Source organism: Streptomyces sp. NPDC127084, assembly GCF_042724175.1.
In the GTDB taxonomy this organism is placed as follows: domain Bacteria; phylum Actinomycetota; class Actinomycetes; order Streptomycetales; family Streptomycetaceae; genus Streptomyces.
This window is the reverse complement of the sequence record NZ_JBHXFA010000057.1, coordinates 21,235-34,147: the sequence shown is the minus strand read 5'-3', so window position 1 is coordinate 34,147 and position 12,913 is coordinate 21,235. Positions and strand designations below refer to the sequence as shown.

11 protein-coding genes are annotated in these 12,913 nt (G+C 70.0%); 10 read left to right on the top strand and 1 reads right to left on the bottom strand.

Features of this window, described 5'->3' with window-relative positions; all coding sequences use genetic code 11:
• Positions 1-135: 135 nt before the first annotated feature.
• From ACFWI9_RS15815 to ACFWI9_RS15805, 3 genes are all read left to right on the top strand, one after another.
• Positions 136-960 carry a GntR family transcriptional regulator gene (locus tag ACFWI9_RS15815; protein WP_387162275.1) on the top strand — a complete coding sequence of 275 codons (825 nt, stop codon included), beginning with the start codon at positions 136-138 and terminating at the stop codon, positions 958-960.
• Between the two features lie 144 nt (positions 961-1,104).
• On the top strand, positions 1,105-1,755 hold the full coding sequence (locus ACFWI9_RS15810; RefSeq protein ID WP_387162293.1) for a hypothetical protein: 651 nt from the start codon (positions 1,105-1,107) through the stop codon (positions 1,753-1,755).
• A 99-nt stretch (positions 1,756-1,854) separates the two neighbouring features.
• Positions 1,855-5,100 (top strand): hypothetical protein, encoded by a 3,246-nt coding sequence (locus ACFWI9_RS15805; RefSeq protein WP_387162273.1) that lies wholly within the window; start codon positions 1,855-1,857, stop codon positions 5,098-5,100.
• Between the two features lie 74 nt (positions 5,101-5,174).
• Here ACFWI9_RS15805 and ACFWI9_RS15800 read toward each other — a convergent pair whose 3' ends face one another.
• On the bottom strand, positions 5,175-5,864 hold the full coding sequence (locus tag ACFWI9_RS15800; RefSeq protein WP_387162290.1) for an SLATT domain-containing protein: 690 nt from the start codon (positions 5,862-5,864) through the stop codon (positions 5,175-5,177).
• 389 nt (positions 5,865-6,253) lie between these two features.
• Between ACFWI9_RS15800 and ACFWI9_RS15795 the strand changes: the two genes are divergently transcribed.
• The 7 genes from ACFWI9_RS15795 (at position 6,254) to ACFWI9_RS15765 (ending at position 12,858) form a co-directional block, all read left to right on the top strand.
• Positions 6,254-6,598: a YbaB/EbfC family nucleoid-associated protein gene (locus ACFWI9_RS15795; RefSeq protein WP_338677642.1), complete on the top strand. Its 345-nt coding sequence runs from the start codon at positions 6,254-6,256 to the stop codon at positions 6,596-6,598.
• A 97-nt stretch (positions 6,599-6,695) separates the two neighbouring features.
• Positions 6,696-7,295 carry a recombination mediator RecR gene (gene recR / locus ACFWI9_RS15790; RefSeq protein WP_361290475.1) on the top strand — a complete coding sequence of 200 codons (600 nt, stop codon included), beginning with the start codon at positions 6,696-6,698 and terminating at the stop codon, positions 7,293-7,295.
• Positions 7,288-7,947: a DUF5063 domain-containing protein gene (locus ACFWI9_RS15785; protein WP_387162271.1), complete on the top strand. Its 660-nt coding sequence runs from the start codon at positions 7,288-7,290 to the stop codon at positions 7,945-7,947. The genes recR and ACFWI9_RS15785 overlap by 8 nt, the downstream gene beginning before the upstream one ends.
• Before the next feature lie 342 nt (positions 7,948-8,289).
• Positions 8,290-9,570, top strand: a complete 1,281-nt coding sequence (locus ACFWI9_RS15780; RefSeq protein WP_387162269.1) for an aspartate kinase — start codon at positions 8,290-8,292, stop codon at positions 9,568-9,570.
• A gap of 25 nt (positions 9,571-9,595) precedes the next feature.
• Positions 9,596-10,642 carry an aspartate-semialdehyde dehydrogenase gene (locus ACFWI9_RS15775; RefSeq protein ID WP_387162267.1) on the top strand — a complete coding sequence of 349 codons (1,047 nt, stop codon included), beginning with the start codon at positions 9,596-9,598 and terminating at the stop codon, positions 10,640-10,642.
• Positions 10,643-11,002: 360 nt separating this feature from the next.
• Entirely contained in the window at positions 11,003-11,761 is a 759-nt protein-coding gene (locus ACFWI9_RS15770) for a SigE family RNA polymerase sigma factor (RefSeq protein WP_387162265.1), read from the top strand.
• Positions 11,758-12,858: a hypothetical protein gene (locus tag ACFWI9_RS15765; RefSeq protein WP_387162263.1), complete on the top strand. Its 1,101-nt coding sequence runs from the start codon at positions 11,758-11,760 to the stop codon at positions 12,856-12,858. The genes ACFWI9_RS15770 and ACFWI9_RS15765 overlap by 4 nt, the downstream gene beginning before the upstream one ends.
• The last annotated feature ends 55 nt before the right edge of the window (positions 12,859-12,913 follow it).

The window sequence follows — 12,913 nt, the reverse complement described above, 5'->3', positions numbered from 1 at the left end:
CGGGGTGCCTATGCACCCCGTGCTCCCGACGATCGCGCCGGACGTGGCGAAGCACACCGGATGGGTCCCCTCCGCCTGGCTTAAGGTGTCGTGAACCAACCCGGAGGGGACCCGAACATGCCCGCGAGCGCCGCTGTGACGCGCAGTACCCTGCGCCAGCAGATCGCCGACGCGCTCCGTGACGAGGTGCTCGCTGGGCGCCTGCAGCCCGGGCAGGAGTTCACGGTCAAGGAGATCGCCGCCACCTACGAGGTGTCCGCGACACCTGTCAGGGAGGCGCTGGTCGACCTCACCGCACAGGGGCTGCTCGACTCCATCCAGCACCGCGGTTTCCAGGTGCACCGATTCTCGGTCGAGGACTTCCGGGGCATGGTCGAGGCGCGCTCGCTCATCGTGGACGGCATCTTCCGCCGGGACGGCGCCCCACGGGTCGCGCTGGGGCCGGGCCCGGCCCTGGGCTCCGTACGGCGCCGGGCCGAGGAGGCCGCGCGGGCGGCCCGCGCGACCGACGTGGACATCCTCATCGGCTACGACGTGCGCTTCTGGCGTGAGCTCGGCGCCCTCGTCAGCAACGTCTACATCGCCGACTTCCTGCACCGCCTGCGCGTACAGGCGTGGGTGTTCGCCGTGCCGCACCTGCGTGCCGAGAGTGATCTGAGGACCTGGCTGTGGAGCGGCCACGACGAGCTCGCGGAGGCCATCGGCAGCGGCGACGCGCGTACGGCCCGCGACCTGATCATGGCCCACAACGCACATGCCCTGGCCTGGGCGGACCGCCTGGAACGCCGCGCGGGCCACGGCCTGCGACTCCCGCACCTCGGGGACTCCGAGGACTGCGGGGATCCCGAAGGCCGCGGGGACCGCGGGCACCCCGGCGCAAGCGGGGTACCGGGGCAGCGCAGGGACCCCGGCCGTCCCGGGGAACCCGGCTATTCCGGCTCGCCGCTGGCTCCCCAGTGACCGCGTACCTTCGGCCAACGCCGCTGGCCAGTGGTGCGCGCTGACTGTCCGCGTCAGCCCCGTGGCACTACGCTGTCCCGACCAGCGCGTAAAGACCATCGCACAAACCGCACACCGAACGATCCGATGGAGAGCGAGCTCGTCTTGGCCTGTGACCTCTGGCTGGTCCCTCTTGTCGATGTGCTGTGCCACAGCCCTGACAACCCGTTCGCCGAAGAGATCGCGTCATACGACAAGGCCCTCACCGCCGCGGGTCTGCCCACGATTCCCGTCTTCGCCTACATGCCAGGACTCTCGGGCGATGTCGCGCCCGTCGCGGGCTTCGACTACGACGCCCTGCACTTCCTGCGCCGGGCCTATCTGCTCCAGCTCTGCGGACTCGCGGTGACCCCGGTCGACGAACTGGGCGGTGACTACGAGCAACTGCTGGAGATGTTCGAGGGGACGGCCCAGCAGTCCCATCTGGTCTGGCACTACGACCACGCGGGTGCGTACGTCCCCGTCGACTTCGACGCCCCTCTCTCCAATGAGGAACTCCTCGCCGCCGGCGGCCCGCTGGGCTCGTCGCAGGGTCTGCTGCGGGAACTGGAGCTGGTGGCCCCCGCCATCGGTATCGATCCCGCCAACCCCCCGGCCGCCCCCGCCCCGCCGACCCGCCCCACCTCGCTGGAGGAGCCCGCGGGCCCGATCCCGTACGACGAGAGCCCCTTCGCCCGCGAGCGGCACGTCTGGCTCGGCCTGCATGCGGCGGCGACGCGCAGCCTCGGTCAGGGCTCCATGATCATCTTCAGCTGAGCCTCGGACGGGTGTGCGATCATCACCGCACACTTTCTTCACACTGGTAACCGCTCTGGGGGGAACGGGATGACCCGTCCGGGTCCATGGGGTGTGCGCGTGAGACCGGCGCAATACACCGCACCGACCGCTTTTCTGCTTGTCCTGGCGTTTCTGGCCGCCTCGCTGTCGGCGCTGATGCCCACGGGTACGGCGTGGGCATCCGGCAAGGGCGTCGCCACGGCCGGCGCCGCTACCGACGACGAATGCGCCGCCCTGCCGCTCGCTCCCTTCGGGGACCCGGGCAGCGCCATGGGCGAGGCCACCATCGCCGAGTCCGGGAGCGCCTGCTTCACCTTCTCCGCCGAAGCGGCCGGACTGCACCGGGTCCTTGTGGCCAGTCCCGACGGGACCGGCGGCGAGCTGTACGAACAGGTCCACGAGAACGCCGACGGCACCGGGGACCCGCTGTCCTGCTACGACACCGACCGGGGCAGTGGCTGGTGTGAGCTGCCCCGCGTGGGCACCTACACGCTGAAGGTCGTCAACCGGGGCTGGGACAGCGCCCGCGCCCAGGTCGCCGTCATCCCGCTCGCGACCACCGCCGGCTGCCTCCCGGAGAAGGGCACGTCCTGGGACGGCGCCGCCTACACCGGTTCTTCGCCGAGCCCGTTGGCCGTCCAGTGCCACCCCTTCGCGGGCAGGCCCGGCGAGCGGATCGTCGTCGAGGCGGAGACCGTCCACTACGGTGAGCTTCGGTCCTGGATCACCGACGAGACCGGTGCCCACATCTGCCCGCGCTTCAACGAGGACAGAACCGAAGGCTGCGTACTCCCGGGTGATGGCCCCTACCGCGTCCTCACCTGGGTACAGAAAGCAGACCGCGGCTTCCCCGCCGACTACCGCCTGACCATCCGGCGCCTGAACGACCCGGAGGGCTGCACCCGCGTATCCCTGAACGCCTTCGACTCCGCCCCCACCAAGGCGGATCCGCCGAGCGGCTGCAAGACCTTCACCGCGCCCGCGGCGGGACGGTACTCGGTGTACGAGGTCGACTCCGAGCTGCGAGAGCGGGTCCGGGTCCACGACTCGGCGGGAAAGGCCGTGTGCGAGGGCGGAGATGACTGCGAGCTGCCCGCCGCCGGTGACTACACCGTCTTCACCGACCATCAGACCCTGATCGTCGACTGGAAGTCCACCGAAGGCTGCGTTCCAGGCCGACTGGGCACCTACCAGGGCACCTTCGGGGCTGCCGGCGAGATCGACTGCCTGATCCTGCCACTGCCCACGGGAGCCAGGATCGCCGCGCTCACCACCGTCAGCGGTCAGGGCCCGGACCTCGATCCGAACGTCGTGGACGCGAACGGCACCGCCGTCTGCTCCGGGACCGAACAGAGCTCGGGCGCCTGCGTGTTGAAAGGCGAGGCGCCGTACCGAGTCGTGATCACGCCGGATCACGGCGACGAACCGGTTTCCGGCGCCTACATTCTCGCGCTGCACCGTATGGACGGTTCGGAGACCGGCTGCACCAACCTCCCCGCGGGCGACTTCACCGACAGGACCGCGGCGGCCCTGCTCAAGACGGGTGACGGGGTGTTCTCGCACTGCCTGAGCATCCCCGCTGACGACCACAGCGCCACGGAGAACATCCAACTCGTCGCCGAATCCGGGTCGTCCGTCGCGAAGTACACGGTGCTGGACGCGATGGGCGAGGAAGTCTGCTCGGTCCGGGCGGCCCTGTCCACCTGGAGCACCTGCGGGCTGGCGCCCGGCGTCGCGCACACCGTGCTGTTCAACGGCAACGACATCCCCGCCTCGTACACCCTGACCCGCCGCGATGTCACGGGCACCGCGAAGGGCTGTGCCGTGGGCAAGGCGTCCGCCGTGGGCGGGCCTTCGACGGGTGGCTCCCTACGGGCACCGGGTGGGCTGGTCTGCCACCGGATCACCACGGGCAGCGCCAAGGACACCCTGCATCTCAATGTCCGCGACGCCCTCGGCAGCGCGAACATCCTGCCCTTCGACGCGAATGGCAATGCCCTCTGCGGCTACGTCAACAAAGCCTGCTCGGTGACCGGTTCGACCAGTTACCAGGTGCTCCTCGGGGTGCGGCCGGGGGACAAGGCCGCCTCGTCGTACCGGCTTGACGCGCTGCGCATCGGCACCGCGGCGGGCCCGGCGCCCGAATGCGTCAAGGTCCCCAGCGTCACCTACGGATTCGGTCCTTTCACCGGCACCCTGGACGAGCAGCACTCGGCCATGTGCGCGGTGCTGCCCACCGCCTGGAACGACCGCTTCGACGTGCGGGTCACCGACACCAAGGGCGCCAAGGACACGGCCGTACCGGCGATGTACGGCGGCAGCAAGCCGAACAACCGCTGCTACGCATACGCCGGTGCTGACGGGAGCGGCCACGAGTGCTACCTGTCCGAGTCCTACACCAAGGACGTGATCCCGAGCGTCTTCGTGCTCGGACTGCCTGAGAAGACCTCGGGGACCTCCTACAAGGCCGAGATCACCTGCACGGGCGGGTTCTGCGGGACCGAGGAGGTGTCCGTCGGATCGGTCGCCCCGACCACGGGAACGACCGGCAGCAAGGTCGCCGTCACGGTGACCGGCACCGCGCTGCACAAGGACCACACCGTCAAGATCTGCTCGAACGGCAGGTGCATCGAGGCCACCACGACAGCGGTCGCGCCCGACCGCAGGACGCTGACGGCCGTCCTGGACCTGAAGGGCGCCGCGGCGGGCACCTGGAGCATCTCCGTCCACGCCCGCGGATGGCAGTACTCCAGGGGCTACTTCACCGTCACCGAGGCCCCGGTGAAGAACACCGCCGCCCCGAAGATCAACGGCACCGCCCGGGTCGGTGCCAGGCTCACGGCCACTTCCGGTTCGTGGACACCGGCGGGGTCCTCGTCCTCCTACCAGTGGAAGGCGGATGGCAAGGCCATCGCCGGGGCCACCGGCTCCGCGTACACCGTGCCCGCGTCGCTGCTCGGCAAGAAGCTCAGCGTGACGGTGACAGCACGCCACAGTGAGCATCCCAAGGGCGTGGCGACCTCGGCCGCGGTCACGGTGGCCAAGGGCAGCGCACCCAAGGCGAGCAAGCTGCCCGTGATCACGGGCACCGCCAAGGTGGGCCGAACGCTCAAGGCCTCCCACGGGACCTGGTCGCCCGCACCGGCCTCGTACACGTACCAGTGGTACGCGAACGGTACGGCGATCACCGGGGCGACCAGGTCGTCGCTGGTGCTGAAGACAGCGCAGCGCGGCAAGAAGATCACGGTCAGGGTGAAGGCGGTCCGGACCGGGCACAGCAGCGGCTACGCGGTCAGCAAGTCCACCGGAGCCGTCGCTCGCTGACCTCCGGCACTGTTCCCTCTCCTTCGTGAGCCTCCGGCCGGTCGCCTGATTCCCAGGTGACCGGCCGGAGGCGTTCAGCGCGGCTCGGGCGGGCGCTGCCGCGGCATGTTCGGCCGGGTCGGCGGGGAGAGCGGGTAACGGCCCGACGCCTGGCCTGCGCCGGTCCCGGTGTCCTGGCGGGACGCCGGGGACGCGGCTACGGCCTGCATCATCAGCGGGGCGGGGCCCGAGCGGAAAGCGATCATCCAGTCCGCCGTCTCGGCCCGCACCAGTTCGGTGATGTCCTCGGAGAAGCGGCGCAGCACTCCTAGGCACCGCTCGGCCGCCTCGCTCGCCGTGCCCTCGGTGGGGCCGAGCACCTCGCGGACGCTCTCCGCCGCCCAGTCGAACTGCAGGGCCTGGAGCCGGCACCGCACGGCATGGGCCGTGGCCATGGAGCGCATCCAGCCGGAGGTCAGTCCGAAGTAGCGGTCGCAGGCCAGGCATGCGGCGGCCAGCAGCAGCGACAGATAACCCCAGGTCGCGGCTCCGGCGAGCACATCGGTGAGGTGGAGCAGGGGGAGCGCGGCGCCCGCGAAGCCCCCGAGGGCCGTACCGATCCGCAGCGCACGGGCCCATCGGCGCTTGCGCGTACGGTCGCGGAGATACCAGTCGGCGGTGCGCAGGGCGTTGGCCTCGACCCAGCGGTACAGCTCGTCCAGACGCTCTGCTGGCTCCCCCCAGTCCCCGAGCGGGAAGGGCCGGGCCGTCAGGTCGGGCTGCATCTCCGGCTGGCTCACCGGGGCACTCCTCTGCGCTCTGCGTGACTACAGGTGACTACACGTCACTACGGGACGGGACGTGACCCAGCTAACCGTGCGTGACGCAAGTCGTACGAGGACGCCGTGGGGTGCCGTGAGGTGTAGTGCGCAGAGCCTTCCTACCGCCGAATGACGAGCTGTGGGGCCGGGATGCCGGTAATTCCGCTCACACGAGGGGCCCGCTCCGGTAGCACGGGGACGCTCGTTCCGGCACGAACTCACTCGAAAGAGTTGGTGCGGACGGCGGAGCCGAACGGGTGCCCACTGGGTGGGGCGAGCCGACCCATGACCACGTAGGCTCGGTTTACCGATACATCCGAAACAGTCGTCGACGAGAAGACCAGGAGCGACCCGTGATTCCCGGTGGTGGTCAGCCCAATATGCAGCAGCTGCTCCAGCAGGCCCAGAAGATGCAGCAGGACCTCGCACGGGCTCAGGAGGAGCTTGCGCAGACCGAGGTCGACGGGCAGGCGGGCGGCGGACTGGTCAAGGCCACGGTCACCGGCTCAGGAGAGCTGCGCGCCCTGGTCATCGACCCCAAGGCCGTCGACCCGGAGGACACCGAGACCCTCGCCGACCTCGTCGTGGCGGCGGTCCAGGCGGCGAACGAGAACGCGCAGCTGCTCCAGCAGCAGAAGCTCGGCCCGCTCGCCCAAGGCCTCGGCGGTGGCGGCGGCATCCCCGGTCTGCCGTTCTAGCGTTCCAGGTTTTCGCGAGGCTCTCACGAGCCTTCTATGCCGGACGCGGACCAACTACCGTAACCATCGAAGCCATTCAGCCAGGAGAGGCGTTCCGTTGTACGAAGGCGTGGTTCAGGACCTCATCGACGAACTGGGCAGGCTGCCCGGCGTCGGTCCCAAGAGCGCGCAGCGGATCGCCTTCCACATCCTCCAGGCAGAGCCGACCGACGTCCGCCGCCTCGCGCAGGCACTCCTCGAAGTGAAGGACAAGGTCCGGTTCTGCGCCGTGTGCGGCAATGTCGCGCAGCAGGAGCAGTGCAACATCTGCCGGGACGCGCGCCGCGACCTGGCCGTCATCTGCGTGGTCGAGGAGCCGAAGGACGTGGTGGCGATCGAGCGGACGCGCGAGTTCCGCGGCCGCTACCACGTCCTGGGTGGTGCGATCAGCCCGATCGAAGGCGTCGGCCCGGATGATCTGCGGATTCGTGAGCTGCTGGCCCGGCTCGCGGACGGCGCGGTCACCGAGCTGATCCTGGCGACCGACCCCAACCTTGAGGGCGAGGCCACCGCCACCTATCTGGCGCGCATGATCAAGCCCATGGGCCTGAAGGTGACGCGTCTCGCCAGCGGACTGCCCGTTGGCGGCGATCTGGAATACGCCGACGAGGTCACGCTCGGGCGTGCCTTCGAGGGGAGACGACTTCTCGATGTCTGACGCAACGCTCCACTCCACCACGCAGGACCCGGCGGACTTCGCCGTCCAGATCGCCGACTCGATCGAGAGCTTCATCGTGGCCGTCACGGAAGTGGCGAAGGGCGACGAGCCCGACAGCGCGGTGCCCTTCCTGCTGCTGGAGGTGTCCCAGTTGCTGCTCGCCGGGGGCCGGCTCGGTGCGCACGAGGACATCGTCCCGGACGAGCGTTACGAAGCGGACACGGGGCCGGACCTGGAGGTGGACGAGCTGCGGGAGCGGTTCGCGGTGCTGCTGGACCCGGTCGACGTGTTCTCGGAGGTCTTCGACCCGTACGAGCCGCGCAAGGCGCCGGTGGCCTGCCGTATCTCGGACAACCTCGCGGACATCGTCACCGATCTCGGTCACGGCCTCGCCCACTACCGCGCGGGCCGGACCACCGAAGCGCTGTGGTGGTGGCAGTTCTCGTACTTCTCCAACTGGGGCCCGACCGCTTCGGCGACCCTGCGAGCCCTCCAGTCCCTGGTGTCCCACGTGCGCCTCGACCAGCCGCTTCAGGAGCTGGACGGGCTCGACACGGACGAGGACGTGGCGGAGGACGACCTGGCGGAGGAGGCGGGCCGCGTGATGGCGCAGGAGATCGCCGGCCCCCTCGGCCTGCGCACAGCGCCCTGACCCGCTCGGCTTCCCTTCGGGCCGCAGGGCCTCCGCGCCCACCGGTGCTCGTTTCTCACTCGGTTCCGCTGGGTCTCCGCCGCCCTCCGGCGTGAGGGGCGCCACATTCGGGCGTGCTCTCCCGGGCTTAGGGAAGAAACGCTCTGAGCGGCCTGGAGCGCCCCGCCCGCGGGATCGTGGGACATCCGCGGGTTGTCGCCGGGATAGGCCGGGAGATTACCCGGATATCGCCCCGTGAGCGGGACATCTCACGATGCGATACACAGGGGGCGTTCCCGGGCCGCTCGTTAAACTGAGCCGACCGCAGTGATGACTGCGGCACAGACTGAGCGAGGAGCGCACGTGGGCCTTGTCGTGCAGAAGTACGGAGGCTCCTCCGTTGCCGATGCCGAAGGCATCAAGCGCGTCGCCAAGCGGATCGTCGATGCCAAGAAGAACGGCCACCAGGTGGTCGTCGTGGTTTCGGCGATGGGCGACACGACGGACGAGCTGATCGATCTCGCCGAGCAGGTATCCCCGATCCCTGCCGGGCGTGAGTTCGACATGCTGCTGACCGCCGGAGAGCGGATCTCCATGGCCCTGTTGGCGATGGCGATCAAGAACCTGGGCCACGAGGCCCAGTCGTTCACGGGCAGCCAGGCGGGCGTCATCACCGACTCGGTCCACAACAAGGCGCGCATCATCGATGTCACGCCGGGCCGGATTCGTACCGCCCTGGACGAGGGCAACATCGCCATCGTCGCCGGCTTCCAGGGTGTGTCCCAGGACAAGAAGGACATCACCACGCTCGGCCGTGGCGGGTCCGACACGACCGCCGTCGCGCTGGCCGCCGCGCTGGACGCCGAGGTGTGCGAGATCTACACCGATGTCGACGGTGTCTTCACCGCCGACCCGCGGGTGGTGAAGAAGGCCCGCAAGATCGACTGGATCTCCTTCGAGGACATGCTGGAGCTCGCCAGCTCCGGCTCCAAGGTGCTGCTGCACCGCTGCGTCGAGTACGCACGCCGCTACAACATCCCGATCCACGTCCGCTCGTCCTTCTCGGGGCTGAAGGGCACCTGGGTCAGCAACGAACCACACGCCGAGCAAGGAGCCCGCAAGGTGGAGCAGGCCATCATCTCCGGTGTCGCCCACGACACGTCCGAGGCGAAGATCACCGTCGTCGGCGTGCCGGACAAGCCGGGCGAGGCCGCCGCGATCTTCCGAGCCATCGCGGACAGCGAGATCAACATCGACATGGTGGTGCAGAACGTCTCCGCGGCGTCCACCGGCCTGACCGACATCTCCTTCACCCTCCCGAAGACCGAGGGCCGCAAGGCGATTGACGCGCTGGAGCGCACCAAGACCGCCATCGGCTTCGAGTCGCTGCGCTACGACGACCAGATCGCCAAGATCTCGCTGGTCGGCGCCGGGATGAAGACCAACCCGGGCGTCACCGCGTCGTTCTTCGAGGCCCTCTCGGACGCCGGCGTGAACATCGAGCTGATCTCGACCTCCGAGATCCGTATCTCGGTCGTGACCCGGGCCGACGATGTGAACGAGGCCGTCCGCGCGGTTCACACCGCCTTCGGTCTCGACAGCGACTCCGACGAGGCGGTCGTCTACGGAGGCACCGGGCGTTGAGCCCGGCGAGCCGGGTGAACCGCCCGTGAACCACAAGCCGTCGCTGGCGGTCATCGGCGCGACCGGGGCCGTCGGCGCGGTGATGCTCCAGATCCTGTCGCAGCACGCGGATGTCTGGGGCGAGATACGCCTGGTCGCCTCGCCACGCTCGGCAGGCCGCAAGCTGGCCGTGCGGGGCGAGGAGACCGAGGTCGTCGCGCTCACCGACGAGGCGCTGACGGGGATCGACGTGGCGCTGTTCCTGGCGCCTGCCGAGGTGGCCGCCCGCTGGGCGCCGGTCGCCGTCGCCAAGGGCGCGGTGGTCGTGGACAATTCGGCGGCCTTCCGGCAGCACCCGGACGTACCGCTCGTGGTGCCAGAGATCAACCCGCATGCCCTGCGGAAGCATCCGCGCGGCATCGTCGCGAGCCCCGGCTGCGGCACGCTGGCGATGATCGTGGCGGTCGGCGCGCTGCACGCCGAATTCTGCGTGGACGAGCTGGCGGTGACCGCCTTCCAGGCCGTCAGCGGTGCCGGGCTGAACGGCGTCGACGCACTGCGCACCCAGCTCGCTCTGGTCGCCGGCACGGAGCTGGGCACCCACCCCGGGGACGTACGTCGCGCGGTCGGCGACGGCACTGGCCCTTTCCCCGGCCCCATGGCGCTCAATGTGGTGCCCTGGGCGGGGGAGCTCGCCGAGGACGGCTGGTCGTCCGAGGAACTGGCGATCCGCGCAGAGACCCGGAAGGTCCTGGGGCTGCCTGAGCTGAGGGTCTCCGCGACCTGTGTACGGGTGCCGGTGGTGACCGCGCACTCGATCTCCGTGCACGCCCGCTTCGAGCACCAGGTGAACGTCGACCGGGCCCACGAGATCCTCGCCACCGCGCCCGGAGTGGTGCTCTTCGACGATCCCGCGGCTGGTGAGTTCCCCACGCCCGCGGATGTGGTGGGCACCGATCCGACCTGGGTGGGTCGGGTGCGGCGCGCGATGGACGACGACCGCGCACTCGAACTCTTCGTATGCGGGGACAATCTGCGCAAAGGTGCCGCGCTGAACACCGCTCAGATCGCCGAGGCCATCGTCCGCGCGTAGTTGCGCTCCGTAGTGTGATCCAGGTTGCGGGGGACTCCTGACAGCCCTGCCGCTGAACTTTTGTAGGATCTGTGAACACCTCGTGGGCAAGTCGGGTTGTGTGCCGTCCGAGTGCGTGACTTGCGTGTATCGCTTGAACCGGGGTGGGCATGTTCGACGACGCTTTCCCGTCAATCCGCAACCGGCGGTCGGCGGGTGGGCGTCTTTGCGGTCGCCCCTTCTACTGTGCCGCGTCACATGGGGCATTGGGGAAGAGCGAAAACGCATGAGGGCATACGGGGCGTACGGGGCAAACAGTGCACCGTCAAGAGCGGTGGCTTGCGCGTACAACCCTGACGGGGGGAAGCGTGTCCAACAAGCGTGGCAGAGGTACTCGACATCACAGCGGCGGTCCCGGTCCGCGGCGGCACGGCATTGCTCCCGTCCCCCCGCCCCGCGGGCCTCGCACCATCGCCCGCCGGCGGCGCCGACGGTCTGCGACCGCTCCGGCGGCCCCGTGCCGTCGGCGGCATGCCGGTGATCGCCCCGATGCCCGCCCCGCGCCCCACCCGCATACCGTCCCAGCCGTCATCGGCGCAGTCCTCCCCGCCGTCCCCGCACAGGGGCACTGAGGAGACGATGACCGCGGGCACCACTGTCGACCATCTCACCGAGACCTACCGCGCCCACTACCGGTCGCTGCTAGGCCTCGCGGCCCTGCTCCTCGACGACACCGCGTCCTGTGAGGACGTCGTCCAGGAGGCGTTCATCCGCGTCCACTCGGCACGCAGCCGAGTCCGGGACCCGGAGAAGACCCTGGCATACCTCCGCCAGACCGTGGTGAACCTCTCGCGCTCCGCGCTGCGCCGCCGGATCCTCGGGCTGAAGCTGCTCAGCAAGCCGATGCCCGACATGGCGAGCGCCGAGGAGGGTGCCTACGACCAGCTGGAGCGGGACGCGCTGATCAAGGCGATGCGCGGACTGCAACGCCGCCAGCGCGAGGTCCTCGTTATGCGGTACTTCGCGGACATGACGGAGGCCCAGGTCGCCGAGACCCTGGGGATATCCCTGGGCTCGGTGAAGGCGTACGGCTCACGCGGTATCGCGGCGCTGCGCGTCGCCATGGGAGCCCCGGCATGAACGGGCGCGAGCACGATCAGGACGACCGGACTGGGAACGACATTGTGAACCACGGGCCACAGCACCACGAGCACCAAGGGCCTGACGACCACAGCGCGCCCGCCGCACCCGACTTCGACGAGCTCGGCCTGCGGCGGATGCTGCACCAGGCCGTGGAGGACCTCGCTCCGGCGGACGGGACGCTGGAGCGGCTGCGCAAGGCGGTCCCCGCACGGCGCGCCCGTAAGCGCCAGGCGCTGGTCGGTGCGGCGGCCTCCGTGGTCCTGCTGGGTGTGGCCATCCCCGCTTTCGTCCAGGTCGCCGAGTCCGGGGCGCTCGACCCCGCCAGGCCGGTCAACGCGGGCCATGGCGAACAGGCCCAGGGCGGCACCGGAGACGAGGCCGGGAACGACGCCGGTGACTTCGTGCCGGGCGGTGACAGCCCCGGACAAGGGCCCGCCCGCTCCGGCGAGCCCTCCCCGACGACCTCGCCGGACGCCCTGGGGAGTGCGGGCGCCTCCGAGTCACCGGTCGCTCAGGTGGTGCCAGAGGAGAGCATCCCGCCGACCACGCCCACCTGTGGTTCCAGCCAGCTCGTCGTGGACGGTGCGGAGGTCGGCGCACCGGACGCCGAAGGCAAGGTCTACGGCGCCTTCCGTATCGCCAACACGTCCGCCACGAGCTGCGCGGTCACCGAAGCCGGCTCGGTCGTCTTCCACACCGCGGGCGCCGCGGACGCCGCCAAGATCAGCGTCGTGGATCACGTGGCCGGCGACCCGGCGACCGGTCTGCCCGACCCGGCACCCGAGCCCACCGCGCTGCTGCTGGGACCGGCCGCGTCCTACGAGGTGAAGTTCGCCTTCGTCCCCTCGGAGACCTGCCCCACCACGACCGCCTCGCCCGACCCGACGCCGCCCGCCGACGGCGGTTCCTCCGGCGCTGCGACCGAGGCCGATGGAGCTGTCACCGAGCCGCAGCTCGGCGCCGCCGACGGAGGCCGGGCGGAGGGCAGCATCACGGTTTCCCACATCCCGGCCGCAGGCGACCTCACGGCCGAGGTGACCATCCCGGACGCCTGCGCGGGCACCATCTACCGCACAGGTGTATTGAGCACCTGAGGCTCCGGGCTCAGCTCAGCCACTGACAGCGATCGCCGAGGCTTCTTGGCTCACG

What these genes read in the sequence shown, in the direction of transcription:
- ACFWI9_RS15800 (WP_387162290.1), bottom strand. Translation starts at nt 5,864, where the DNA reads ATGCAGCCCGACCTGACGGCCCGGCCCTTCCCGCTCGGGGACTGGGGG.
- ACFWI9_RS15785 (WP_387162271.1), top strand. Translation starts at nt 7,288, where the DNA reads ATGTCTGACGCAACGCTCCACTCCACCACGCAGGACCCGGCGGACTTC.
- ACFWI9_RS15765 (WP_387162263.1), top strand. Translation starts at nt 11,758, where the DNA reads ATGAACGGGCGCGAGCACGATCAGGACGACCGGACTGGGAACGACATT.